The sequence below is a fragment of the Pseudomonas sp. MPC6 genome, from assembly GCF_006094435.1.
In the GTDB taxonomy this organism is placed as follows: domain Bacteria; phylum Pseudomonadota; class Gammaproteobacteria; order Pseudomonadales; family Pseudomonadaceae; genus Aquipseudomonas.
This window is the reverse complement of record NZ_CP034783.1, coordinates 4402296-4428101: the sequence shown is the minus strand read 5'-3', so window position 1 is coordinate 4428101 and position 25806 is coordinate 4402296. Positions and strand designations below refer to the sequence as shown.

Annotated in this window: 23 protein-coding genes; 15 read left to right on the top strand and 8 right to left on the bottom strand. The window is 59.2% G+C overall.

Annotation, left to right across the window (positions count from 1 at the left end; genetic code table 11):
• Positions 1–40 precede the first annotated feature (40 nt).
• The gene (locus tag ELQ88_RS22480; RefSeq protein WP_138967838.1) at positions 41–2167 is read right to left on the bottom strand and encodes a TonB-dependent receptor; all 2127 of its coding nucleotides are present in this window, start codon (positions 2165–2167) and stop codon (positions 41–43) included.
• Positions 2168–2313: 146 nt separating this feature from the next.
• On the bottom strand, positions 2314–2613 hold the full coding sequence (locus tag ELQ88_RS22475) for a hypothetical protein (protein ID WP_128873095.1): 300 nt from the start codon (positions 2611–2613) through the stop codon (positions 2314–2316).
• Between the two features lie 85 nt (positions 2614–2698).
• Here ELQ88_RS22475 and ELQ88_RS22470 point away from each other — a divergent pair, with 85 nt between their 5' ends.
• Positions 2699–3394, top strand: coding sequence for a tRNA (adenine(22)-N(1))-methyltransferase TrmK (locus ELQ88_RS22470; RefSeq protein ID WP_228761553.1), 696 nt, complete (start codon positions 2699–2701; stop codon positions 3392–3394).
• A 108-nt stretch (positions 3395–3502) separates the two neighbouring features.
• Here the strand turns inward: ELQ88_RS22470 and ELQ88_RS22465 are convergent, their stop codons facing one another.
• Positions 3503–4819: an L-fuconate dehydratase gene (locus ELQ88_RS22465; protein WP_138967834.1), complete on the bottom strand. Its 1317-nt coding sequence runs from the start codon at positions 4817–4819 to the stop codon at positions 3503–3505.
• A gap of 101 nt (positions 4820–4920) precedes the next feature.
• On the opposite strand from ELQ88_RS22465, the gene ELQ88_RS22460 reads away from it, so the two are divergent.
• The 4 genes from ELQ88_RS22460 (at position 4921) to ELQ88_RS22445 (ending at position 10035) form a co-directional block, all read left to right on the top strand.
• Complete coding sequence (locus ELQ88_RS22460; protein WP_138967832.1) at positions 4921–5868, top strand: LysR family transcriptional regulator; 948 nt, start codon at positions 4921–4923, stop codon at positions 5866–5868.
• A 152-nt stretch (positions 5869–6020) separates the two neighbouring features.
• Positions 6021–7091, top strand: coding sequence for an Ldh family oxidoreductase (locus ELQ88_RS22455; RefSeq protein ID WP_138969564.1), 1071 nt, complete (start codon positions 6021–6023; stop codon positions 7089–7091).
• Positions 7092–7311: 220 nt separating this feature from the next.
• Entirely contained in the window at positions 7312–8628 is a 1317-nt protein-coding gene (locus tag ELQ88_RS22450) for an MFS transporter (protein WP_138967830.1), read from the top strand.
• 315 nt (positions 8629–8943) lie between these two features.
• Positions 8944–10035: a GlxA family transcriptional regulator gene (locus ELQ88_RS22445; RefSeq protein ID WP_138967828.1), complete on the top strand. Its 1092-nt coding sequence runs from the start codon at positions 8944–8946 to the stop codon at positions 10033–10035.
• Positions 10036–10055: 20 nt separating this feature from the next.
• Here the strand turns inward: ELQ88_RS22445 and ELQ88_RS22440 are convergent, their stop codons facing one another.
• Positions 10056–11084 carry an AraC family transcriptional regulator gene (locus ELQ88_RS22440; RefSeq protein WP_138967826.1) on the bottom strand — a complete coding sequence of 343 codons (1029 nt, stop codon included), beginning with the start codon at positions 11082–11084 and terminating at the stop codon, positions 10056–10058.
• Between the two features lie 239 nt (positions 11085–11323).
• Here ELQ88_RS22440 and ELQ88_RS22435 point away from each other — a divergent pair, with 239 nt between their 5' ends.
• From ELQ88_RS22435 to ELQ88_RS22405, 7 genes are all read left to right on the top strand, one after another.
• Entirely contained in the window at positions 11324–12034 is a 711-nt protein-coding gene (locus ELQ88_RS22435) for a lecithin retinol acyltransferase family protein (protein WP_228761551.1), read from the top strand.
• A 204-nt stretch (positions 12035–12238) separates the two neighbouring features.
• Positions 12239–13483, top strand: a complete 1245-nt coding sequence (locus tag ELQ88_RS22430) for a dienelactone hydrolase family protein (protein WP_138967824.1) — start codon at positions 12239–12241, stop codon at positions 13481–13483.
• A gap of 10 nt (positions 13484–13493) precedes the next feature.
• Positions 13494–14279: an SDR family oxidoreductase gene (locus ELQ88_RS22425; RefSeq protein ID WP_138967822.1), complete on the top strand. Its 786-nt coding sequence runs from the start codon at positions 13494–13496 to the stop codon at positions 14277–14279.
• Between the two features lie 79 nt (positions 14280–14358).
• Positions 14359–15597: a styrene monooxygenase/indole monooxygenase family protein gene (locus tag ELQ88_RS22420; RefSeq protein WP_138967820.1), complete on the top strand. Its 1239-nt coding sequence runs from the start codon at positions 14359–14361 to the stop codon at positions 15595–15597.
• 25 nt (positions 15598–15622) lie between these two features.
• Positions 15623–16165 carry a flavin reductase family protein gene (locus tag ELQ88_RS22415; protein WP_138967818.1) on the top strand — a complete coding sequence of 181 codons (543 nt, stop codon included), beginning with the start codon at positions 15623–15625 and terminating at the stop codon, positions 16163–16165.
• Between the two features lie 52 nt (positions 16166–16217).
• On the top strand, positions 16218–17159 hold the full coding sequence (locus ELQ88_RS22410; RefSeq protein ID WP_138969562.1) for a transporter: 942 nt from the start codon (positions 16218–16220) through the stop codon (positions 17157–17159).
• A gap of 99 nt (positions 17160–17258) precedes the next feature.
• Entirely contained in the window at positions 17259–18806 is a 1548-nt protein-coding gene (locus ELQ88_RS22405; protein ID WP_138967816.1) for a PAS domain-containing methyl-accepting chemotaxis protein, read from the top strand.
• A gap of 93 nt (positions 18807–18899) precedes the next feature.
• Here the strand turns inward: ELQ88_RS22405 and antC are convergent, their stop codons facing one another.
• The 3 genes from antC to antA are packed head-to-tail and all read right to left on the bottom strand — an operon-like array spanning position 18900 to position 21825.
• Positions 18900–19931, bottom strand: coding sequence for an anthranilate 1,2-dioxygenase electron transfer component AntC (antC, locus tag ELQ88_RS22400; RefSeq protein WP_138967814.1), 1032 nt, complete (start codon positions 19929–19931; stop codon positions 18900–18902).
• 18 nt (positions 19932–19949) lie between these two features.
• Complete coding sequence (antB, locus tag ELQ88_RS22395) at positions 19950–20438, bottom strand: anthranilate 1,2-dioxygenase small subunit (RefSeq protein WP_138967812.1); 489 nt, start codon at positions 20436–20438, stop codon at positions 19950–19952.
• Between the two features lies 1 nt (position 20439).
• Entirely contained in the window at positions 20440–21825 is a 1386-nt protein-coding gene (gene antA / locus ELQ88_RS22390) for an anthranilate 1,2-dioxygenase large subunit (RefSeq protein WP_138967810.1), read from the bottom strand.
• Between the two features lie 240 nt (positions 21826–22065).
• On the opposite strand from antA, the gene ELQ88_RS22385 reads away from it, so the two are divergent.
• A complete protein-coding gene (locus tag ELQ88_RS22385; RefSeq protein WP_138967808.1) occupies positions 22066–23073 on the top strand; it encodes an AraC family transcriptional regulator in 1008 nt (335 codons plus the stop codon).
• Between the two features lie 170 nt (positions 23074–23243).
• Positions 23244–23684, top strand: coding sequence for a CBS domain-containing protein (locus ELQ88_RS22380; protein WP_138967806.1), 441 nt, complete (start codon positions 23244–23246; stop codon positions 23682–23684).
• Between the two features lie 93 nt (positions 23685–23777).
• Here ELQ88_RS22380 and ELQ88_RS22375 read toward each other — a convergent pair whose 3' ends face one another.
• Positions 23778–24605 carry an AraC family transcriptional regulator gene (locus ELQ88_RS22375; protein ID WP_138969561.1) on the bottom strand — a complete coding sequence of 276 codons (828 nt, stop codon included), beginning with the start codon at positions 24603–24605 and terminating at the stop codon, positions 23778–23780.
• 96 nt (positions 24606–24701) lie between these two features.
• On the opposite strand from ELQ88_RS22375, the gene ELQ88_RS22370 reads away from it, so the two are divergent.
• A complete protein-coding gene (locus tag ELQ88_RS22370) occupies positions 24702–25658 on the top strand; it encodes a threonine dehydratase (RefSeq protein ID WP_138967804.1) in 957 nt (318 codons plus the stop codon).
• Positions 25659–25806: the final 148 nt, after the last annotated feature.

Here is a 25806-nt window from a genome sequence, read left to right as displayed (position 1 = left end):
GCTGTAGAATTACCGGCTGTTACAGACGGTACGTCCAGTCTCAGCGCAAGCTCCACGACACCCCGACATACATCGCCAGCCCCTCGCCCGGCGTGGACCGTGCCGCATCCAGGCCTTTGTCGTCATAGCCCGGCGTGACGGTGCCCGCGTAGTGCCGGTCGGTCAGGTTGCGCATATCCAGCCAGGTCTGCCAGTCGCCCTTGGGCGCGTTGTAGCCCAGGGTCGCGCCGAACAGTGCGTAGGGATCGGCGTAGTAGCTGTTGGCGTAATCAACTGCGACCTTGGACACCCACTGGGTATTGAGCGCAGCGAAGAAACCCTGGGGCCAGTCATAGCGCAGTTCGCCCTGGTAATAGTGCATCGGCAGGCCTGGCAGGCGGTTGTCGCCGAAGCGGTCGTCGTCGCGGTAATGGAAGTCACTGAAGGTATAGCTCTGGCGCAGGCTCAGTTGGCCGCCGTCGTCCCGTGACCATAGGTCGCTCGACAGGCTGGCTTCCACGCCCTGATGCACGGTGGGGCTGGCGTTGAGTTCGTAGGGCGTGATGGCGTTGGCATCCGGCAGCACCGAGAGCAATTCGTGGTGCACCTGGGCGTAGTACCAGGCCAGGCTCCATTGGCCGATTGTGCTGTCGCCGCGGCCGCCGATTTCCAGGGTGGTCGCGGTCTGGTTTTGCAACTTGATCGGATCGCGCTGGGTGCCTGTGGCGGCGCCGCTACCGGCCGGGAAGCGTTGGTCGGCGCTGTAGATCAGCGACCAGGGGTGTGGCGCTTCGACCGAGCGGCTGAGGTTGCCGAACAGCTGCAGCTCCGGTGTCAGTTGGTAGCGCAGGCCCAGGCGCGGGGCGTAGTCCCAGTCGTTCAGGCTGGTCTTGCCACCGCCTTGCGGGTAGGTCACGGCGCTTTCGCGGCGGGTGTAAATGGCGGCGAGGCCGGTCGTCAGCCACAGGTCGTCGGCGATCTCCAGGTCATTGCCCAGGTGCAGGACGGTGTCCGAACCCTGGTAGGTGAAGTTGCGCATGGGCGTGCCCGGCGCATAACCTGCGGTGTTGCCGCTGGGGATGCGCACCGATTCGCTGGCGCCGGCATTGGGCAGGTGTCTGGTGACACGCAGGCCCGCAGTGCTCCGGCTTTCCAGGCCCCAGAGGGTGTCGCGTCGCTTGTAGTCGAAGGTGCCGCTGACGTCCGTGTACGCCACCTTCAAGCGGTTGGGGCCCTCGCGCAGGTCCATGGGGTAGTCGTGGTAGACAAGGCCGGTCTGGATACTCGAATCGTCGTCGATGTAGTAGGTGGTCTTGTTGCCGATGAAGGTGCTGCCCGGTTGCTCACGGCTGTCGTCCCGCGCCACGTAGGCGGGGTTGGCCGCCCGTGGGTCGTGCTCGATGGAGTGCTTGGTCACGCGTCCGGCGAGGTCGTTGTCGGTCTGGCGATAACGCAGGTAGAAGCGGGTTTCCAGGTTCGAATTGAAGCGATAGCCGAAGTTGGCGATGAAGCCCTGACTGTCGCTGGCGGTGTGGTCCTGGTAACCGTCGGCACGCGCGTCGGTCGTGGCCACGTAGTAGTCGAAGTCACCCAGCACCTGCCCGGAGCTGACCTGGCGCTGCTGATAACCGTGGCTGCCCATGGCGTAGCGCACCTGCAACAGCGGTGCGTCGTAGCCGGTGTGGCTGACGTAATCGATGGCCCCGCCCAAGGCCAGGGCGCCCCGGTCGAAACCGTTGGCGCCGCGCAGCACTTCCACGTGGTCGAGCCACAACGGCTCCAGCAATTCATAAGGCGTGCCGCCAGGGCCGGTCAGTGGCAGGCCGTCGAGCATGGCGTACACACCTGAAGCATGGGCGCCCGGCGCCCGGTTGATCCCCGACCCGCGGATCGAGATCTTGACCCCTTCGTTGCCCGCAGACTGGGCATAGACCCCCGGTTGATAGGCCAGCACATCCTGGTTGCTGGCCACGCGGCCTTGCAGGGCGCGGCGCAGGTCGACCACATTGGTGCCGCCGGGCACTTCGGCCAGCCGGGCCCTGGCGTCCTCGATCGAGGCGTCTTCACCGCTGCGGTCCTCGGCCCCGATCAGCACTTGTCCAAGCTCCAGGCCTCGGGTCTCGGCCAGGGCGGGACAGGCAAGGGCCAGCCCCAGCAGCGCAGCGGGCAAGGATTTGGGCGAGGGCATTGAGAACTCCAGACGGACAGGAACGGGCAGTGAAGAACTGCGACGTAGAGAAGAACGAAGGAAACACATGTTTAATTTAAGTGAGCGAATATTTCCGCACGCTATTTTCTGCGCTGCTATTTTTTGCACGCCTGTTTGCTACACGCCTATTTTCTGCATTCGGCCAACACCACTTGGCAGGTATCCGGCGTGCCACCGGATCGGCCGGCGTAGCGAATGCAGTTATTCAGGGATTTCTTGCGCGCCACGCTCAAGGTGTCGCCCCAGGCGAGGCCGCCCTCGCCGGACGTGGGCAGCGCCTTGGCATAGCAGTTGGAGCCCAGGCTCGACGCCGGATAGCGAGCTGTGGCCGCCTTGCCTGAACATCCCGCCAGCAACGCCAGGTGGATGGCGAGCAGCGAGGGCAGGACCCAAGACGAGCAGTGGTGTGCCGTTTTTGCGATCATGGCCTTTTTCTGCATGAGGCGGCTGGCAGCGTGTGTGCAGTCGGATACTCTCAGATTAGACGGTACGTGTGAAAAGGAACTGCAGTTGAACGAACAGACATTGTCGATGCGCCTGGAGCGCGTGGCGGCGCAGGTGCCCGCCGGGGCGCGCCTGGCCGATATCGGCTCGGATCACGGCTACCTGCCGGTGGCGTTGATGCGCCGTGGCGCGATAGCGACGGCGGTGGCCGGCGAGGTGGCATTGACGCCGTTCCGCTCGGCCGAACGCACCGTGCGCGAGAACGGCCTGGAGCAGCGGATCAGCGTGCGCCTGGCCCATGGCCTGGCGGCGATCGAGCCGGGAGACGGGATCACGGCGATCAGCGTCTGCGGCATGGGCGGCGAAACGATCCGCGACATCCTGGACAGTGGCAAGGCGCGCCTGAGCGGCCGGGAGCGGCTGATCCTGCAGCCCAACGGCGGCGAGCAGCCGCTGCGCCAATGGCTGATGGACAATGGCTACCGCATCCTCTGCGAAGAGTTGCTGCGGGAAAACCGTTTCTACTACGAAATCATCGTCGCCGAGCGCGCCGGGCCGGTGGTGTACAGCCCCGAGGAACTGTACTTCGGCCCGCTGCAGATGCAGGCACGCAACCCGGTGTTCCTGGCCAAGTGGCAACGCCTGCTGCGCCAGAAGCAGAAGACCCTGGGTAACTTCGACCGGGCGCGGCAGGCCGTGCCCGAGGAGAAGGTGCAAGAGGTCGCCCGGCAGGCCCGGTGGATCACCGAGCTGCTGGCTTGAGCCCGCCAGGGGGTGTACGAACAGCCATGAGCGCTGAACGGAAGGTCCTGCAGCGCTCCTGAACAATGGGCGCTGGAAGCCTTGTCTGGGCGGTCGCGGCCGTGACGATCAAGTGCCGGCGATATCGAGCCACACCTGTCCGTGGGGATACTGGTAACGCTCCAGGGTTTCAGCGGTCATTTCGATGCTGTAGCCCGCACGCTGCGGTGGCATGTAGCGGCCGCGGCGGATCACCACCGGGTCGAGGAAGTGCTCGTGCAGGTGGTCGACGTATTCGAGGACCCGGTTGTGCAGCGAGGCCGAGACGGCGATGTAGTCGAACAGGGCGATGTTCTGCACGTACTCGCACAGACCGACGCCACCGCCATGGGGGCAGACCGGCACGTTGAATTTGGCGGCCATCAGCAGCACGATCAACACCTCGTTCAGGCCGCCCAGGCGCGCCGCGTCCAACTGGCAGAAGTCCAGTGCACCGGCCTGGAACATCTGCTTGAACATCACCCGGTTGTGGCAATGCTCGCCGCTGGCGACGCCGATCGGTGCGATGCGCCGGCGGATGCTGGCATGGCCGAGGATGTCGTCGGGGCTGGTCGGCTCTTCGATCCACAACGGTTCGAACGCGGCCAGGCGGCGCATGTTCGCGACCGACTCATCGACGTCCCAGACCTGGTTGGCGTCCATCATCAGGGTCCGTTCCCAGCCGATTTCTTCGCGCAAAATCGTTGCGCGGCGGATATCGTCTTCCAGGTTGGCGCCGATTTTCTGCTTGATGTGGGTCCAGCCGTCCGCGACCGCGGCCCGGGCCAGTTGGCGCATTTTGTCTTCGCTGTAGCCGAGCCAGCCCGGCGCGGTGGTGTAGCCGGGGTAGCCTTCGCGCAGCATCTGCGCTTCACGCTGGGCCTTGCCCGGCACCTGGCGGCGCAGCAGGGCGATGGCTTCTTCCGGGGTCAGCACGTCGGTGACGTAGCTGAAGTCCAGGCAGCGCACCAATTGTTCCGGGCTCATGTCGGCCAACAATTTCCATACGGGCTTGCCTTCGTGCTTGGCCCACAGGTCCCAGAGGGCGTTGACGATGGCCGCGGTGGCGAGGTGGATCACGCCTTTTTCCGGGCCCAGCCAGCGCAGTTGGCTATCGCCCACGGTGATGGTGTGCCAGAAGGCGCCCATGTCGGCCACGATCTCTTCCAGGGTCAGGCCGACCACCATCGGGGCCAGGGATTGCACGGCCGCCACGCAGATCTCGTTGCCACGTCCGATGGTGAACGTCAGGCCGTGGCCTTCCAGGCCGCCAGGGGCGTCGGTGTGCAGCACGACGTAGGACGCGGAATAGTCCGGCGCGCTATTCATCGCATCGGAGCCGTCCAGCGACAGGGAAGTGGGAAAACGGATGTCGCGAACGCTCAGCTGGGTGATTCGAATGCTCATGGTGGGCTCTTGTGCTCGATGACCAGTTGGAGGCTCGACTGTAGGTCGCCGAGCGATACAGGCATAATCACGGTTTCCTAAGTAGCGATACCGGATTTGATATGTCTCAAGGTCCAGCAGCCACCACGCTCCCACCCCGTAGTTTTGGCGCGCTGAAAATTTCCAGCCGGCAAATCACCTTGCTCAATGCCCTGGGTGAGTTCGGCAACCTGCGTCGGGCGGCCACGGCGATGCACACCACGCAACCGGCCGCCAGCCTGCTGTTGCAGCAACTGGAGGAGCGCCTCGGCGTGCGCCTGTTCGAACGCTTGCCCCGCGGCATGCAGCCCACGCTTTACGGCGAGGTGATGATCCGTTATGCCCAGGGCGCGCTGCATGAGTTCGAGCAGGCCCAGGCGCAGATCGCGGAACTGGAGCGCGGGGCCATGGGACGGGTGCGCGTCGGCAGCGTGATGGGGCCGGTGCCCCGGCTGCTGACCAAAGCGGTGCTGGCGTACAAGCGCGATCACCCCAAGGTGCGGATTTCCATTGAGGTGGGTACCAGCGATACCTTGCTGCCGGCCTTGCTGCGCGGCGATTTCGATGTGGTGCTGGGGCGCTTGCCGGACCAGAGCGACAGTCAGGACCTGGACATCGAGCTGTTCGACAACGGCGAGCAGATGCGCGTGATCGCCCGGGCGGGTCACCCGTTGGCGGGTTCCTCGCCACTGCAGTTGGCCGACTTGATTGCATTGACCTGGATCCTGCACCCCATCGGCAGCCCCATGCGCCGCCGGGTGGAAACGGCGCTGCAGGCCGCCGGCATGGTGCAATCGCTGGACATTGTCGAAACCGCGTCGATCCTCGCAACCACCGCGATGCTCGAGGCGTCGGACATGATCGCGGTGGTGCCCAATGACGTGGCCGAGCATTATGCGCGCTATGGCATGGTCGCTGTGTTGCCGGTCGAGCTGCCGATTTCCATGGTCAACATTGGCCTGCTGACCTTGCGTTCCCGGCCAAGGTCGGTGGCGTTGAATACGCTGCTGCAGTATTTGCGCGGGCAATAGCGCCAACTCGATAACGCCCGGTTATCGATTGATCGGATCATCTCATTGGGAATGTTGAAGCGGGCTCCCTACAGTTATCGCAGAGTCTCCCGTCACGGAACGGGCGAGCCATAACAAGAAGTCTGCCGTACTGCCCGAGAGGTCCCATGTCCCTGATTGCCACAACCCGTTACGACGCTCAAACACTCACCACCTTCGTCGAGCATTTGTTCGCAACAGCCGGGGCCGATGCCGAGGTCGCCCGAGTGGTGACCCGGGTGCTGCTCGAAGGTGAACTGCTGGGCCATCGCACCCACGGCCTCAACCTGGTGAGCCGCTATATCGGCGGCATGCTGACGGGGCAGGTCAAGGCCAGTGCCGGGTTGCTCGAGCAGGTTTCGGACAGCGGTATCTCTGCGCTGTTCGACGGCCACTATGTGCTTGGCCCGTATTGTGTCAGCCGCGCCCTGGACTGTGCGGCCAAGGGCGCCACGGCGCAGGGCATAGGGATCGCCGTGGTGCGCCGTGCCTCGCACATCGGTTGCCTGGCCGCTTACTTGAAGCCTTTCACTGACCGCGGCCTGGTGGCCATGGTCTATTCCTCGGACCCGTCGGTGGGACTGGTGTGCGCCCATGGCGGGATCGACCCGATCTACACGCCCAACCCGATTGCCGCCGGCATCCCGACCCGGGGCGAACCGATCCTGCTGGATGTGAGCATGTCCACCGTGACCCTGGGCCTGGTCGGCCAGTGCCGCGAGGCCGGCAGCCCACTGCCGCACCCGGTGCTGATGAGCAACGAGGGACAGCTGAGCGATGATCCGGCCGACTTCTTCACCACGCCGCCGGGCAGCATTCTGCCCCTGGGCGGCCAGGCCTTCGGCCACAAGGGCTTTGCCCTGGCGATTCTGGTCGAGGCCCTGACCTCGGGGTTGGCCGGCCATGGGCGCAAGGACGCGCCGGACCAGTGGGGCGCCTCGGCCACGGCGGTGGTGATTGACCCGCGTTTCTTCGGCGGGCTGGACGCCTTCACCGACGAAAGTTCGTTCCTGAGCAAGCTGATCCGGGCCAGCCGTCCGGTGGACCCCGAGCGCCCGGTGCGCTTGCCGGGCCAGGCCGGCCTGAAGCTGCGCGAGCAAGCGTTGCTCGAAGGCGTGAGCCTGTCGCAGAAGGTGATCGATGACCTCAACCAGTGCGCCGCGCAGTTGCAGCAGCCGACATTGGCTCACCCCATTCAACTGTAGGAGGCCCTGTAGGAGCGAGCTTGCTCGCGAAGGTGGTGAACGATAACGCGTAAAACCAGATGCCCCGCGGCGCCCTCCGGTTTTTCGCGAGCAAGCTCGCTCCTACAGGGGTTGCGTGTCAGCCTGGATAGTTTTGTAGAGCCCAAGGATGAGTGTGGCACCGGATGATGGATCGGCCCGGTATTGAAACCGCTGCAATAACAATAATAAAGGCCATCAGATGAAACCACTGAAGAAGTATCAAAACATCACCGTTGTATTCCTGTTGTTGATCGGCATCGTCAACTACCTGGACCGCAGTGCGCTGTCGATCGCCAATACCTCGATCCAGAAGGACATGATGATCAGCCCTTCGCAGATGGGCATTCTGTTGTCGGCCTTCTCCATTGCCTACGCCTTTGCGCAATTACCGATGGGCATGATCATCGACCGCCTGGGCAGCAAGATCGCCCTGGGCGCTTCATTGCTGGTCTGGTCGGTGGCTCAGTCGACGTTCGGCATGGTCAACAGCTTCGCCGGCTTCATGGGCCTGCGCGTGGTGCTGGGAATTGGCGAGGCGCCGATGTTCCCTTCGGCGGCCAAGGCCCTGTCCGAATGGTTCGATGCCAACGAGCGCGGCACGCCGACCGGGATCGTCTGGTCGTCAACCTGCCTGGGCCCATGCCTGGCGCCGCCCTTGCTGACGCTGTTCATGGTCAACTTCGGCTGGCGCGGGATGTTCATCATCACCGGCGCGATCGGTATCGTCCTGGCCGTGTGCTGGCTGGCCTTCTACAAGAGCAAGGCGCAGTACCTGGCCGAGCTCGCGGCTGAAGGCAAACCGTTGCCGACCGAGAAAAGTCCCCACGTGCAAGCGGCCGACCCCAAGGCACCGAAGGTTTCCTACTTTGCCGGCTGGCTCGACCTGTTCAAGCACCGCAGCACCTGGGGCGCGGTCCTGGGCTTCATGGGCGTGATCTACATGCTGTGGCTGCACCTGACCTGGCTGCCCGGTTACTTCGAGCGCGAGCATGGCATGAACCTGTACAAGACCGCGTGGCTGGTGTCGCTGGCCTATGGCTTCGGCGCAGTGGGCACCATCGTCGCCGGGCGCTTCTGCGACAGGCTGGTACGCCGTGGCATGAGCATCCTGGCCAGCCGCAAATTCGGCGTGATCACCGGCCTGGTGCTGGCTGCGCTGTTCACCGTGCCGCTGTCGTTCGTCACTGGCCTGACCGGTTGCATCATCCTGCTGTGCCTGGCGCTGTTCAGCATCAACATGGCCAGTGCCACCGCCTGGATGATCGTCAACACCATCGTCGACAGCCGCCGGGTGGCCTCGTTCGGTTCGATCCAGAACTTCGGCGGCTACATCGCCGGTTCCGTCGCGCCGATCGTCACCGGCTTCAGCATCCAGTACTCGGGTTCGTTCAATACCGCGTTCATGATCAGCGCGGTGGTGGCGCTGTGTTCGGCCCTGGCGTACTACCTGCTGCTCAACGCGCCGATCAGCGATGCCGAGCCTGTACCCGAGCACATCGTTGGTGTGACCGAGTAAGAGCCTCAAGTCACGGCGGACGCCGGCACTGCCCACGCGGTGCCTGACGTTCACCGTGGGCATTCACTGACTCCCGGATGAGCCCATCCCCCCGTTGGAGCCGTCGAGCGAAGCGAGGCTGCGATCTTTTGATCCAGCCTTTACCTCGCGCGGCCAATCAATCTGCTTCCATCAAGATCGCCAGTGCATGTCGAAATCAGACTCGCAACTGGCGCACTCAGGCTACTTGCATTGAAGAGCTGCCGCGTAAGGTGACGTGTCACTTCATGCCCCGGTGTGAAGACGCGTGACCGATCGCTGCGAGGCTGACTTCCGATGGCATACGACACCCCCAGGGCCGTTCCTCCCCAGACCATTGGTTTTCTGCTACTGGACCAATTCACCTTGATCTCCCTGGCATCCGCTGTAGAGCCCCTGCGAATGGCCAATCAGTTGACCGGTCAAGAGCTGTACCGTTGGCACACGTTCACCTTGGGGGGCGCGCAGGTGTGGGCCAGCGACGGCATGCCGATCACTGCGGATTCGTCGATCGATGACGCACTGCTGCTCGATACCGTGATCGTCTGCGGTGGCACGGGCATTCAAAGTGCGGTGACCCGGGAACACATTACCTGGTTGCGAGCTCAGGCGCGGCGCTCGAAGCGGATGGGGGGTGTATGCACAGGCAGTTGGGCCTTGGCGCAGGCAGGCTTGCTCGATGGCTTCGATTGCAGCGTGCACTGGGAATTCCTGGCGGCCATGCAAGAAGCCTTTCCGCGAGTGAACCTCAGTTCCAGTTTGTTTACGCTCGACCGGGACCGCGTCACCAGCTCCGGTGGCACCGCGCCATTGGACATGATGCTGCACCTGATCAGTCGCGATCATGGTCATGAACTGTCAGCGGCCATCTCCGACATGTTTGTCTATGAGCGAATCCGCAACGAGCAGGATCACCAGCGAGTGCCCCTCAAGCACATGCTCGGTACCCATCAACCGAAGTTGCAGGAAATCGTCGCCTTGATGGAGGCCAATCTGGAAGAACCGATTGACCTCGATGAACTGGCGAATTATGTCGGCTTGTCCCGTCGACAGCTGGAGCGGTTGTTTCAGAAATACCTGAAATCCTCGCCTTCGCGGTATTACCTCAAGCTGCGCCTGATCCGCGCGCGTCAGTTGCTCAAGCAAACGTCGATCTCCATCGTGGAGTTGTCGGTGGTGTGTGGCTTCGTGTCCACACCCCATTTCTCAAAGTGCTATCGCGAGTGTTTCGGCATTCCACCGAGCGACGAGCGCCTGGTGGCGCAACCGCAACCGCAAGTGACAGCTAGACCGATCGGGCAGGCATTGCCATCGTCCAGGCAGATGGGTTTGCTGGAACAGGCACGTGCTGAGTCAACATTCGCCAATATCAAGATTGTGAAGTCCTGAACGTACTGTGAGTCCCGGGTTCAGCGTCGGAATCTGAGCGTGGTTGAAGGGGCCTCGCCAAAACGTTTTTTATATTCCTGTGCAAACCGTCCCAAGTGGGCAAAGCCCCACTTGAATGCGATGTCGGTGACCGAAGCGTCATGACTTTGTGCGCTCAACTCAAGATGCACCTGCTCCAGTCGCAGGTTACGCAGATAAGCCATGGGCGTGGTGTCGCAAAAATCGCGGAAACCTGCAAACAATGTACGCACGCTCACTCCTGCGTGCTCGGCCAGTTGCTCGATGCTCAGCGGTTCATTCGCATGGGCCCGCATATACTCCTCGGTCCTTTTTACGAAGTAGGGCAAGAGTGCTTTTGGTCTACTGGCACACTCCAGTTGATCTCGCAGATTGTTGGGTTGCCCATAGACCAATGCATTGATCAGGACTGACTCGAATTGCTTGAGCACCAGGGCATGGTGGAGCGGATGTTCGTCCGATGTAATGGCCTCTGCCAGTATGCCAATCAGCTGAAGGAAATAGCTTCCGCTTGGGGTGGTCAGATCCAGTTCCGGATGAAACTCCAGTGGTCTGTCCATCACATGTCCAAGGTGTTGCGCACAATGGTACTCAACCTCGTTTCGTTCTATTCGAAGTGCCAGCTGGGGAGCATTGGCATCCCAGCACATGGATAACGGCAGGTGGGGTGAAATCAACGAGGCTTTATCGGGCGTGGAGATAAAGTCGTGCCCGCCACAAATGATGCGTGCCTTTCCGCTGATGGGCACTTGGATCAAAAAGAAATCTTCAAGGCGACCGGGATCGATGGTTACCCGGGCCCCATATTCCAGACGGTTCAGGGACAAGTGCCCACGACTGACATGGTGCATCCGCGCGCTGATGCGGTCGGTTTCCTGGATACAGCGCAGTTCGTGTTTTTTGAAGACGCTGCTGACGCCGTCGCGAATCGCATCCAGGTCATTGAGAAGAAACAACTGATTTTTAGGGGTGAACAGCGAAGCTCTGTCAAAGAGACTGCCGCCACGCTCGGGGATGAGATTCAGGCCCATGGTTGCCTCACTTGCATGCACGGTTCCAAGGCATGTCGCACAGGAGTGTTACCGAGGTTTTGCAGGATAAGGATAGTCGCTGCGTTAACCGGATAACCTGTAAGCATGTCCGTTTCTTTATGTGCCCTCACCGGGGCTTTCCACCTGTTCAAGCAATGGACATGCCACACAGCTTTGAGGTGTTGGGGGCTGCTGCGAAGCATGATTCGTTGATTCCTAGATTCCCCCGTAAACATTAGGTGTCCAACGTTTTTATCTGGGTTGTGCGGCGTTTTTTCGCGAGGAAAAAGCAAGGCATTTGCGAATCATTGATCTTTCTGCATGCCATGGACAGGTTTAGCACCTGGCGGATAGTCCCGTTCGGTGCAGATGTTCAATATCGTCTTAACGCTTGTGAATTCACTGAGGTGGGAGTGCCAACCACGGCGCTCATCCACATTTCCAGTAAGGCGGACATGATGAACATCTCCTGCAAATCCGCTCCTGCAGCGCAATTCCTTACCAGCCAATGGCAGGACTGGGATTGGGAGGCTGAAGTAGAAGTCGCCATTGGGAGCCACCTCATCACCTCACGAAACGGCTACTACCACCATGGGATCTACCTGGGTGAGTACAGAGTCGTTCACTACTCAGGGCTCTGTGCAGGTTTGCATGCAGGACCTGTAGAAATTCAGACACTGCAACGGTTTGCGTCCGGGCAACGGCTCTGGGTCGAGAGTGCCCGGCAAGTCAGATTCGAACGCGAAGAAGTCATCCGGCGAGCGCTGTCCCGGGTGGGTGAAAATCAATACCGGCTGCTGACCAACAACTGCGAACACTTCTGTAACTGGTGCCTTTACGGCGAGAGCCGCAGTGACCAGGTGCGCAACTTTACGGCTCATCCTTTCGCGGTACTGCGACTGCTTCTGCAAGCCCTGCCGGGACTGCTTCAACGAACCGCCACCGCCTAGTGCTTCGCTTTTACCTTCCAGATCGATTGTGTTGCACGGGTTTTATTCGCCTCCCGTACGGCGCCCCCCGTGGTTTTTCTTTTTTGTTTTTGGTCTGTGCAACTTCCTGCATACCACGGACAGGCATCGCATTCAGCGGATAGTCGGCACCGGCGAAGGTGCCCAATATCATCCCCAACGTTCCTGAACCCTTGGAGATTCGATATGAAAGGCCAATATGTCAGCGTGCCGGTTGCGTCCGGTGGTCACTTCCAGGCTTACCTGGCGACCTCCGTCGATAGTCGCGGGCCGGGCGTGGTGCTCTGTCAGGAAATCTTTGGCGTTAACCAGGCCATGCGTGAAGTCGCCGACCTGTTGGCCGAGGAAGGTTACACGGTGCTGGTGCCGGACCTCTACTGGCGCCAGGAACCAGGTGTCGAGTTAGGTTATACCGAGGCAGATTTTGCCCGTGCCTATGCGCTTTACCAAGGTTTCAACGAGGCGCTGGGCATTGATGATATCCGCGCCAGTCTGAAGGCCTTGGAGACCTTGCCCCAATGTATAGCGGGTGACCTGGGTGTCGTGGGTTACTGCCTGGGCGGCAAGTTGGCTTACCTGGCGGCTTGTCGGTTGCCTGAAGTGGCCTGTGCCGTCGGTTACTACGGTGTGGGTATTGAAAACGCCTTGTCGGAAATCGAAGGGCTACAGGGTCGCCTGGTGCTCCATATGGCCGAACAGGATCAGTTCTGTCCCGCCGAGGCTCGGTCCGCGATTCAAAAGGCCTTGCAGAATAAACCGGGTGTCGAACTCTACGTTTACCCGGGTGTTGATCACGCCTTTGCTCGCCCCAACGGTCATCACTATCACAAGCCATCGGCGCTGTTGGCTCACGAACGGACCATCGCCGCATTACGTCGGGTTCTGGGACCGGACTACAACCTTTCCGATCTCTGGGACGAGCACGTGCGTCACGAGTTCGACACTCGCGATGTGCCGGCGACCATGGCGACCATGGTCGCTGAACCCTACGTCAACCATATCCCGACCATGACTGGCGGCGTGGGTGCCAAAGAGTTGAGCCGCTTCTACCAGCATCACTTCGTCCATGGCAATCCCAAGGACATGGCGCTGACACCGCTGTCACGCACGGTGGGTGCATCGCAGATCGTCGATGAATTCATCATGAGCTTTACCCATGACACCGAGATCGACTGGATGCTTCCAGGGGTGGCGCCGACCGGGCGTCATGTCGAGATTCCGATGCTGGGTGTCGTCAAGTTTCGCGGTCCCAAGCTGTATCACGAACATATCTACTGGGATCAGGCCAGCGTGCTGGTTCAGATCGGCCTGCTTGACCCGACGGGGCTGCCGGTGGCGGGTGTGGTGACTGCGCAAAAGCTGCTCGACGAGTCGCTGCCTTCCAATACGTTGATGCCGAGTTGGTCCTCCAGCGCCAACAAGCCGGTTTAAGGAGATAACCATGTCTCATCTACAGAATAAAGTCGCCGTGATCAGTGGCGGGGCGACCCTGATCGGCTCCGCTGTGGCCCAGGCATTGATGGACGCAGGGGCGAGCGTTGCGCTGTTCGATATCGATCGTGAAGCGGGTCTCAAGGCGGCGGCCGGGCTCGGAGAGCGAGCGGAGTTTTTTCACCTCGATGTGACGGATGACGAACTTATTGTCCATGCGGTGGAAGAGGTGCGAGCACGTTTCGGCGGCATCGACCTCCTGATCAACCTGGCCTGCACGTACAGCGACCAGGGCTTTGCCTCCACGCGCCAGGACTGGTTGCACGCACTGGATGTGAACCTGGTTTCTGCAGTGGCCTTGACTCAGGCGGTGCATCAGGACCTCAAGGCGCGCCGCGGTGCAATCGTGAATTTCGCTTCCATCTCGGCCAAATGCGCCCAGACCGGGCGCTGGCTTTACCCGGTATCGAAAGCCGCCATGGTGCAGTTGACTCGCTGCATGGCCATGGACCTGGCAGCCGACGGCATCCGCGTCAATTCGGTATCGCCTGGCTGGACCTGGTCGCGGGTGATCGCCGACGCCAGTGGCGGCAATCGGGAAAAGGCCGATGCGGTCGCCGCTTCTTATCACCTGTTGGGGCGCCTGGGCGAACCCGCCGAGGTGGCCAGCGTGGTGGCGTTCCTGTGTTCACCCGCCGCCAGCTTCGTGACAGGCGCGGATTACGCCGTCGACGGGGGGTACTCGGTCATGGGACCGGAGCAGAACCTGCCAGCGATACCGCGACTCGCCGAGTAATGCAGAACACTCACAAGAAACCCTGTTCGGCGACTGCCGAATGCTGCACCTGTAACCGTCGATAACCAGGAGAATAACAATGCGTCGAATCGCCATCGTCGGAGCCGGCCAAGCCGGCCTGCAACTTGCCTTGGGCTTGCTCGCCAAGGGCTACCACGTGACCCTGACCACTAATCGCAATGGCGAGGACATTCGCAACGGTAAAGTGATGTCCAGTCAGTGCATGTTCAACACCGCTCTGCAAAGCGAGCGCGATCTGGGGCTGAACTTCTGGGAAGACCAATGCCCGGCTGTTGAAGGTATCGGTCTGGCAGTGCCTGATCCACAGAACCCGAATGAGCCACTGTTCAGCTGGAGTACCCGGCTGGATCGCTACGCTCAATCGGTCGATCAACGTCTGAAAATGCCGGTATGGCTGGACGAAGTCGCGAAGCGTGGCGGCGAGGTCGTTATCCAGGATGTAGGTGTGGCTGAGTTGGAGCAGTTGTCGGCGAGTCATGACCTGGTGCTGCTGGCTGCGGGCAAAGGCGAGATCGTCAATCTGTTCGAAAAAGATACCGAACGGACGCAATTTCAGCAGCCACAGCGGGCGCTGTCATTGACCTACGTGAAGGGCATGACACCGATGTCGCCGTTTTCCAGGGTCAGCTTCAACCTGATCCCGGGCGTGGGCGAATACTTTGTGTTCCCTTGCCTGACGACCACCGGTCCTTGCGAAATCATGGTTTTCGAAGGGGTTCCAGGCGGGCCGATGGATTGCTGGCAGGGGATCACGTCCGCCGAGCAACATCTCGAGAAAAGCCTGGAACTGCTCAATCGCTACGTACCCTGGGAGGCCGAACGTTGCCGGTCCGTGGAAATGACCGATGACAAGGGCTTTTTGTCCGGGCGATTCACGCCAATGGTGCGCAAACCGGTGCTGACGCTGCCCTCGGGGCGCAAGGTGTTCGGCATGGCCGACGCACTGGTGGTCAATGATCCTATTACCGGCCAGGGGTCGAACAATGCCGCCAAGTGCAGCAAGGTTTACCTGGATGCGATTGTCGCCCGTGGGGCGCAAGACTTTGGCCCTCTCTGGATGCACGACACGTTCGAGCAGTACTGGAGCTATGCGCAGCATGTGGTCAAGTGGACCAACACCATGCTGACGCCACCACCTCAACACCTGCTTGAACTGCTCGGTGCCGCCAGCCAGTCAAAACCTCTGGCATCGGCCATCGCCAATGGCTTCGATGATCCACGCGACTTTGCCCCTTGGTGGTTCGACGCCCAGTCTTGCCAGGCCTTCATTCAGGAAAAGACTCGTCAGGCCGCATAAGCCGCCATCGAGCCAGGAGTTCATCATGAATGCATTTACCGCAGAATCCATCCAGCATGATCTTGTCAACGCGCAGGACTGCGATCCGCGCGAGTTGCGCAATCTGCTTGGGCAGTTTGCCACTGGCGTGACCGTCATCACCACGCGTACCGACGATGGACGCAATGTTGGCATGACCGCCAACTCCTTTTCGTCGGTTTCACTCGATCCGCCACTGGTGCTTTGGAGTATTGCCCGCAACGCGCCGAGTCTGCCGGACTACCTGTCGTGCGGGCATTTTGCGATCAACGTCCTGGGCGCAGATCAGCACGATATTTCCGGACGTTTTGCGCGACCTGCGCCAGACAAGTTTTCGGGTGTGGCCTTCAAGGCCGGAGAGTCCGGAGTGCCTCTGCTTGATGGCGTGATTGCCACACTGGTCTGCCGCAATGTCACTCAGTATGAGGGCGGTGACCATTTGATATTCCTTGGACAAATCGAACACTACCGCCACGGCGCAGGGGAGCCGCTGGTGTTTCACGGCGGGCAGTATCGAGTGGCTGCGCAACATCCCGGGGTCAATCGATAAGTCAGGGGCTTGAACGCCTTTAGCCTTGCTGTAAGTGGAGAGCGTCATGACAATAAAAAGAAAGCTGCTTTCGGTATGCGTGTTTGGCACCGGCCTTTTTGGCATTGATACCGCGCAGGCGTATGACCTGCCAGTCGTCAATCTGGGTTTGACCACTTTTCTCGATGGCGCGCCGCCAGCGGGAGCGGGGTGGTACTTTCAGGAATACTTCCAGAATTACAGTGCCAATCGTTTTCGCGATCAAAATGGCAAGTCCCTGGGCTTGCCCAGGCAGCAGTTGGATTATCAGGTCGCGGTGACACAAATCAGCTATTTTTCCGACCTTCGCTTGGGCAACGCGACGCTGGGCATGAATGCCGTGCTGCCTTTTGTAACGAGCATGGATGTTGATGACGGACTTAATAACGCGGCGCTGAAGGCTCAAAGTGGCGTAGGCGATCTGCTTTTGGGCCCGATGATTCAGTTTGATCCAATCATGGGGCCCGATGGACCGCGTTTCGCGCACCGCATTGAACTGCAGGTGAACCTGCCGACGGGCAAATACGACAGCAAACATGACATCAACCCGGGCGCCAACGCTTGGTCGTTTGATCCCTATTGGGCGGCCACTTATTGGTTTACTCCAAAATGGACGGCATCCGTCCGTGCTCACTATCTGTACAACGGCAAGAACGATGATCCGGGCCCAGGGTTTGGTGGCGCCGACGATATGCAAGCCGGCCAGGCTTTACACGCAAACTTTGCTACCGAGTATGCGGTGACGCCGCAGCTGCGTTTGGGTATCAATGGTTATTGGCTGAAGCAAATCACCGATACCAAAGTTGACGGTCATGAGGTCTCCGGCCGTCGTGAAAAGGTATGGGCAATCGGGCCTGGGGCGATGTATAGCTTTTCCAAGGAAGATCATGTGTTTGTGAATGCGTACTTCGAACAGGACGTCGAGAACCGTCCTGAAGGTAGTCGTGTGCAAGTGCGGTATGTCCATCACTTTTAAGACTGCCATGGTTATTGTGCTCCATAGCATCGATTACTTTGGTCTTCTGCCTGCCCCTAGGGGCGGGCTTTTTTTTCTTTTTTTTTGGGACCTTCAGCCATGCCTGCATCTCCTACTTCTTCTGACAATGTCGTTTTGATATGTCGTACCGACCTGCAGGGGCGCATTACGCACAGTAGCGAAGCGTTTATCAAACTTAGCGGGTATACGAGTAAGGAGCTGTTGCAACAGTCAAGCAGTCTTCTGAAGCACCCTGATATGCCTGCACATATCTTCAGTAGCCTGTGGAACGCGCTGCAACAGAGAAAACCCTGGATGGGACTTTTGAAGAACAGGCGCAAGGACGGTTCAACGTACTGGTTGAACGCCTACATAAAACCAGTGTTCGGCGAAGATGGAGTTCAGGCATATGGAGCTGTCTATAGCTCACCCTCGCAAGCGCAATGTGCGCGTGCAGAAAAGCTCTACTCGCGATTGAAATCTGGAGGCGGCGTTCTGCAGTGGAGCTGTCAAATTCATCGACTGGTGGGCGTTGCATTACCGAGCCTGCCGCTCGGATTACTGTTGTCGGCAGGCCTTTGGCAACTGAACTCCCATATGGCCCAGAGCGCTTTTATTGTTGCTGGATCGCTCGTTATGGCGGGTATTCAGGATTGGCGGCAGACCCGAGCCGTCAAGCAGGTTTTTGTGGCGCATCCCAAAGCGTTTACCGATCGCTTGACCGCGAAAATTTACAGCAGCGCGCCGGGTGTTGCAGGGTTGATGGAAATGGCCCTGGTTGCCGAAGAACGTCGTTTGCAAAGCGCATTATCACGAATAGGGACGACCGGGGGCGTCGTAGAACAGCAGGTGGTCGAGCTTGCCCGGTTGATCCAGGGCGAAACCCTGCGCCTCGAACGTCAACGGGATGAAACCGACTTGTCGGTGACCGCCCTCAGCGAATTGAGCGCCACCATTCAGGAAGTTGCCGGTAACGTCCAGGCCACCCATCTGGCCACTCAGGAAGCTGCCCGACTTGCCAATCATGGCGAACAATTGTCAGGCAAGAGCCTTGATGCGATGCAGCAGCTCAGCACATCGGTCGGGGATATTGCACTGGCGGTCCAACAACTGGCCAGCTCCACCGAGTCCATTGGCGCTATTACCAACATCATCAGTTCGATTGCCGGACAAACTAATCTACTGGCTCTGAACGCGGCTATTGAAGCAGCTCGCGCCGGCGAAGCGGGCAGGGGGTTCAGTGTCGTTGCCGACGAGGTACGGCAACTGGCAACCCGGACGCAGGAAGCAACACAGCAGATCCAACCGCTGTTATTGCAACTGCGTAATGCCACCGAACGTACCGTACAACTGACCAAGGAGGGGCGGGAGTTCGCGCGAAACAGTACGTGTGAGGTGGAATCAGTCCAAGGCAATTTGGTTGGAGTGAGTTTTTCACTGACCCAGATATCTGGCATGAGCATGCAGATCGCATCCGCCATGGAGCAACAATCCCAAGTGGTCGAGAGCTTGTCGCAACAGGTTATGCAAGTGGCCGAGCTGTCGACGCAAAGCGTTGACAAGGCATTGGACGGTCAGCGGATTGGTGAGGATCTGCTAGCTCAGGCCAAAGCGCTACGGCTCCTGGCAGATCGTTTCGATCGTTGAGCGTTCGACGGCGGAATATTGATCGGCAGCAGCGGCGGACAAAGAAAAAAGCACAGGAATATCTGATTTGCACCAGATATTCCTCATGCACTCTCAATGCTTGGAATTGCTTTCGATGAATTTCTCGTAATACATCTGGAACCGCTCGATCTTCTGGTCGCTGAACCAGGTTTTAATCGCATCGACCATCGGCGGGGGACCGCACAGGTAGATGTCGAATGGATTGGCTTCGAACGACTGGCGGTCGAAGTGATCTGGAATCCAGCCGGTTTTTCCTGTCCAGTTTTCCGATGGTTTCGACACCACCAAGTGATAATCAAAGTTCGCGATGCGATCGCGATAATCAGCCAGGCGTTGAGTTTCGCAGAGGTCATTATCCTGCGTGACGCCATAGAACAGTTGGATCGGGTGACCGCAACCACCTGTTTCGGCGATGGTGTCTAGCATTCCGAGGAAGGCCGACAGGCCGGTACCCCCTGCGACCAGGACGAGAGGCCTGTTGACTTGACGTAGATAAAAGCTACCCAAAGGCGCTTCGAACTCGAGCACTTCTCCGGGGCGGCAATGCTCACGGATGAAGTTGCTCATCACGCCATCAGGCAACAGCCTGATGAGAAACTGAAGCTGGTTATCGGGGTTGGGTCGGTTGGCAAATGAGTAGGAGCGCCACTCATCGGTGCCGGGTACATGCAGTCGAGCGTATTGCCCTGGAAGAAAGTCCAGTTGCAGGGGGTGGGCGCAAGCATCCAGATGCAGGATCGCCGTGGTGGCCGAAACCTGCTCGACACCGGTAATCACCGCTTGCAATAACCGGGTGGCCCCCGCGTTGCACAAGCTCGAATCGAAGTCGAAATAGAACGAGGCATCCGACTGCACGCGGGTCTGGCACGAGAGTATCTTGCGTTGCGCCAGATCCTGTTCAGACAGGGCCTCGTCATCGACGTAATCTTGAGTGTATTGGCCTGATTCGCAGCGCCCCTGGCAGGTCCCGCAAACACCTTCGCGACAGTCCAGGGGGATGTTTACGCCATTGCGTAGCGCGGCGTCGAGCAGCAACTCGTTTGGCTTGACCTCGAAGAACGAGGTCTTGCCGTCGGCGAAGCTGAAAGCGACTTTATGATTCATGACAGCGTGCTCCTCAGCTCACAGGTGATAGAAATCAAGCACTGAGTTGATGGTGTCGTTGAGCAATACGATGTGCTTGCGAGTGATCTTCCAGCTGTCCGCGACGGGTTTGAGGTGGTAGGTCACATGGCCGTAGAACTGCTCGGACAACCCTTGTCGTGTGAAGAGCGTGACCCAGGCTGCCTTGACTTCAAGCAGCCCGTTATCGAACTCGTTGATGCGCACATTGCTGATTTGATGCAAGGTGCGCGGCATCGGCGTTGAAGCCGCCGACTTACCGGTGCGCAAACGAAACACGCGATCTTCCAGGCCGGAGCGGTTCGAGTAGTAAATCAGCGACATGCCGCGCTTGGGGTCGGTGGTGTACACATGCTCTGACTCCCATTGCGGCAGGTGGAATTCACTCTGCTCATCAAACAGGGCGAGATAGGCGTCCCAGTTCTGTTGGTCACACAGCTCGGCTTTGCGGTAGAGAAATTGTTCGATGGAATACTGTAGTGCGCTCATTTCACATCTCCTTCAACTTCAGGGCTTTTTGTTCCAGGCCTTGCAAAAGGAAGCGCTGCCAGGATCCGTGCTGATTGATGTAAAGCCCTTCATGGGTGAACTCGGTGCCGGTCAGTACCGGGTTGATACCCAGAACTTCGCTGTTAGGTGTGGGACCTTCGACCCATTTTTCACTGCCGCGAGACACTTCGTTCCAGCGCTCGAGGCGCGCCTGGAATCCACGCTGGGCTTCGCGAAACTCCACCAGGTCGTCCGGGGTTCCCATGCCTGAAACATTGAAGAAGTCCTCGAACTGGCGAATCCGGTTTTCCCGGTCGGCGTCGGATTCACCCTTGACGCCGATGCACTGGCTGGTGATCTCCGTCTTGTTCCAGGCCACCGGGCGCACGATACGCAGCTGCGAGCTGATCTGATCCATGAAGAACAGGCTTGGATAAATGTTGAGGTTGCGCAGTCGGTGCATCATCCACTCGGCCCGCTGCTGGCCGTATTCCTCAATCAGACGCGGCATGACGGTGGCATAACCGGCGCGCACCGATGGATTAGGCATGTCGCTGAACAAGAGGCTGTGGCCATTCTTGAAGGAGAACCAGCCGTCGTCGGTTTCTGCATCGCCCGCGCCCAGTTTGCTGTAGTCCAGTGTGTCGGAGACGCCGCCATTGGCAGTATTGACTTGCTGGCGATGTTGCACCGTGGAGACATAGTTGTAGTGCACGGTGCTGACGTGATAACCGTCCAGACCGTTTTCGTGCTGCAGCTTCCAGTTACCGTCGTAGCTGTAGGTCGATTTGCCGGGCAGTATTTCCAACTCGCCTGTAGGGGACTGCGCGACCATCATGTCGAAGAACACTTTGGCATCGCCAAGGTAGTCTTCCAGCGAATCGCTGCCATTGACGTCCAGGCTAATGAACACGAAGCCTTTGTAGCTGTCGATCCGGGCTTTCTTCAGGCCGCGGGTTGCCTTGTCGAAGCCTTCCGGATATTCGCCCGGGGCCTTGACCTTGACCAGGCGGCCATCACTTTTGTAGCACCAGGCGTGGAACGGACACGTGAAGGTCGACTGATTGCCTTTGCTGACGCGGGTCAGGGTCGCGCCACGGTGCTGGCACGCATTGATCAGCGCATGGAGTTGGTTATTGCCATCGCGGGTGATGATCATCGGCTGACGACCGGCACGTATGGTCAGAAAGTCATTGGGATTGGCGATTTCACTCTCGTGGCAGGCGTAGATCCAGTTCTTCTCGAAGATCAGTTCCATCTCCAGGTCGAACAATTCCGGCTCGGTGAACATGTCGCGGGCGACGCGGTAAATACCTTCAGTCGGCCGGAAATCAAGGCAACCTTGAATATAGTCCTGCCACTGAGTAATGCTTTTAGCGCTGTTCATCAGGTACACCCTTTTTGTAGTGTTAGGCTCAACCCGATTGAAAGCTTTTCCGCTGGGGGCATCTATCCGGATTCGAGGCGATATCTATCCGTTTCCGAGGAGGGCGGGGCGTGCTTTTCCCGAGGGCTTGCGACGAGGTGCTTTTGTGCGTTTTCTTGATCATTTTTGCATTATGCGGATAGCGATTCCGAGGCCCGGGCAGTACGGTTGTAGCCAATCCGTAACCATTGTGGTGCTGCGATGAATCTGCAAACTCATGCGGGGACCGATGTTGAATTCCAAGACATCCATGCCGTGCGTCATGACCTGCAGAGTGCGCAGGCCTGGATGGCGAACATTTGCGGTCCCCACGAGCTCAAGGCTTCGTACCCACAACGTGTGCACTTTCAACATGCCGCAAATGTCTTGAAGTCGATGTCCACGGTGCTTGGGTATATCGAATATGGTACCGATGTCACTATCGATATCGATGCGTCGGTACTCAACAGCTATAGCATCAGCCTGCCCATCAGTGGCGAACAGGAACTGCGAAAATCAAGTGGCTTGCTGATGTCCGATAGCGATAACGGATTGATCGTATCGCCGTACGATCAACAAGAACTGTCCATTACCGGTAATTGTCGAAAAATCCAGGTTGCAATCAAATGTGCAGCGATGCGTCAGGTGTTGGAAGAACTGCTGCAGCGTCCTACGCAACAACCGATTGTCTTCGAAACCAGAATAGGTGCAAGTGAGGGCGCGCCCGCAGCCTGGTGGCGGCTGGTCAAATACCTGCTGATGGAGATGGATCAAGCGCGTAACTTTTTTGCTCATATTTCCATGGCTCGCGATATTGAAAAAGCGCTGATCAAGGGTTTTATATTGTCACAACCCAATAATTACTCGAACGAATTGGCTGGCCTTTCGCAAGGTCGGTGCCCTGAATATTTGTTGAAAGCCAAACAGTTCATACATGAGCATGCCAGCGATGAGGTCGATTTGGACGAATTGGGCCGGGCGGTCGGCGTGTCGCGCTTCAAACTCCATGATGACTTCAAGAAATACTTTGGCCTTACGCCAACTTTGTATTTGAAGCGTTTTCGGCTTGAGGCTGTAAGGCAGGCGTTGCTGGAAGGCGGCCCCAACGAAAATATTACTGCGGTGGCAATGCGCTGGGGATTTAATCACCTGGGACGCTTTTCATCCGATTACAAAAAATTATTTTTAGAAGTGCCGTCGAAGACGGTTGAGCGGAGTCGGAAGCATTGATTTCAAGTGAGTGTCGTGTGCGCGGCTTACTCTTTTAAATGTGTTGATTCGTTATTTAAATAGATTGTTGTTGTCTGTTTTTAGTTTGGCGAGTTTTCTGTTTTTCTGTTTTTTCGATTTAAGCGCCCGGTGGCGGGCGTTGTATTAAACAAAAACAAGAGAGAATCATTATGAAGACGGTTGCGCAGCTGCTTCGTTTAAAACCCGACTATCACCACGACGTTCATACCATTGCACCGGATCAGATGGTTCTGGAGGCGGTCAGGACCATGGCTGAATGCAACGTTGGTGCGCTACCTGTCGTAGATAACGGCGTTGTAATCGGTGTGATCAGTGAACGGGATTACGCGCGAAAGATGGTACTGGAAGGGCGCTCATCGGTGGGGACACCCGTTAGGGAAATTATGAGTTCGCCAGTGATAACGGTGGATGCTCTTCAGAGTATTGAAGTTTGCATGGGGATTATGACCGATAGCCATCTTCGTCATCTGCCCGTTGTGGAAAACGAAAAGCTGATTGGGTTGCTATCGATAGGTGATCTGGTCAAGTCAGCTGTCGCAGAACAAGCTGACTTGATATCGCAACTTGAACGGTATATTCGCGGCCATTAGTTATGATCCAGCGACACGGTCTGGCCAGCGCCGGGGTCGAGGCGTTATCTGCCTGGCCTGACCGCGCCAATGACTATCTTGCTCTCTGATAACTCAGCCCTGTACGGGCCTCGAACCTTTTCGTAATTGCGCCGGGCTGACACCCAGCCGCTGTTTGAACGCTGTCGCCATGTGCGCCTGGGAGTTGAAACCGCAGGTGAGGGCAATCTCGGACAGGCTGGCTGTCGAATCGCGCAGCAGGGCGCGGGCCTTGGCCAGTCGGCGGTCGATCAGGTAACTGTGCGGGCTTTTGCCCGTGGCGTGCTTGAAGGCCCGCATGAAAAATCCTTCGGACAATTCAAACAGTCCGGCCATTGCCTGCACGCTCAGCGCACCGTCAAACCCCGCGTCAATGAATTCATCGAGCAGGCGCATGCGGCTGGCGGTGATGGAGCCTTGGGGCGGCGCCGGCAACGCTTGCTGCGCCATGGCCCGTTCCGCCAAGGCGAGCGCCCAGGCTTCCCAATCGTCATCCATCGAGGCGTGCAACAGTGCGTTGCGCATTTGCCGCGCAAGGCAGATGGCCTGCGGATCGATGCGATTGTTGAAAGCCCGCTCCCCGCTCAACACCAGACCGTCAGCGCGCACCACCCGCAGGTATTCACCGCCTTCGGCCGACTCGGACAACACGTCACACCCGGCAGGGACAAACGCCAGGCCGTTCGGTGTGGCCACGAACGGCAGCACTCGGTCGCTGCCGATGGCGTGCAGGCCTTGCTGGCTGTCGAAGGCAAAGCCGATCGCCGCATGGGTCGCGATATATCGGGCAGCGTAGGCGGAGCCGGGCAACAATTCGATCGTCCAGGGCCCGGCCTCGACACGGCGGACCGGTTCGGTCAGGGGCGATGGCGTCAGGCGGTTTCGAGGGTTCATGAGCACCATAGTAGTCAAGACGGGGCACAAAAGTCAGGTCGGTTTTCTGAAAGCCGGGGCATGGGCACCGCGTCTAGACTGGGCAAAACCTCAGGGAGAGTGCTCATGCACAGACTGACTCGCGACGACATCGAACAAGCCGCCCACCAGGTGTACCAGGTCATGCCCGCTACAGCCCAGTACCCTTGGCCTTTGCTGGCTGAACGGTTGGGGTGCACGGTGTGGGTCAAGCATGAAAACCATACGCCCACAGGGGCTTTCAAGGTGCGTGGCGGCATTACCTTCATGCACTGGCTCAAACGCACGCACCCCAGCGCCAGGGGCATCGTCACCGCGACCCGCGGCAACCATGGCCAGAGCCTGGCGCTGGCGGCACGGGCGTTGGATTTGCGGGCGCTGATCGTGGTGCCGGAGGGCAACTCGCTAGAAAAAAACCATGCCATGCGCGGCTTCGGCGGCGAGGTGGTCGAGTGGGGTCGCGATTTCGATGAAGCCCGGGAAGAGGCCGCACGCCTGGCGCAAGCGCAGGGCCTCTACCTGGTGCCGCCGTTCCACACCGAATTGGTCAAAGGCGTGGCCACGTATGCGCTGGAGCTGTTCACGGCGGCGCCGGACCTGCATACCGTCTACGTGCCGATCGGCTGTGGCTCGGGGATTTGCGGGGTGATCGCCGCGCGCGACGCGCTGGGCCTGGATACCCAAGTGGTGGGCGTGGTTTCCACCGAGGCGGCAGCGGCAAAACTTTCTTTTGAGGCGGGAGAGATTTGCGAAACCGCGACGGCGACTACCTTTGCCGACGGCCTCGCCGTACGTAAGCCGATTCCTGAAGCCTTCGCCATCTACGGTGCGGCGGCGGCGCGGATCGTATCCGTCACCGAGGACGAGATTGCCGAGGCCATGCGCGTGTATTACACCGATACCCACAACCTGGCGGAAGGGGCGGGTGCGGCGGCCCTGGCGGCGCTCATTCAGGAACGTGAAGCCATGGCGGGAAGGCGGGTGGGGGTCATTCTGTCCGGCGGGAATGTCGACAGGGCGGTGTATGCGAACGTGATCCGGTGACCGATGCCAGCATAAGCGCTCGTGTTTCGGCACGAGCGTCGCAAGTGTTTACGCCTCAATCCTTCCAAGGCGATCTTGCGGTTTTCTTGAAAGGCCCGTTCAACCCCAGCGCCTACTCAGCCCTGGGACGCTGCGCTAATAATTCCTC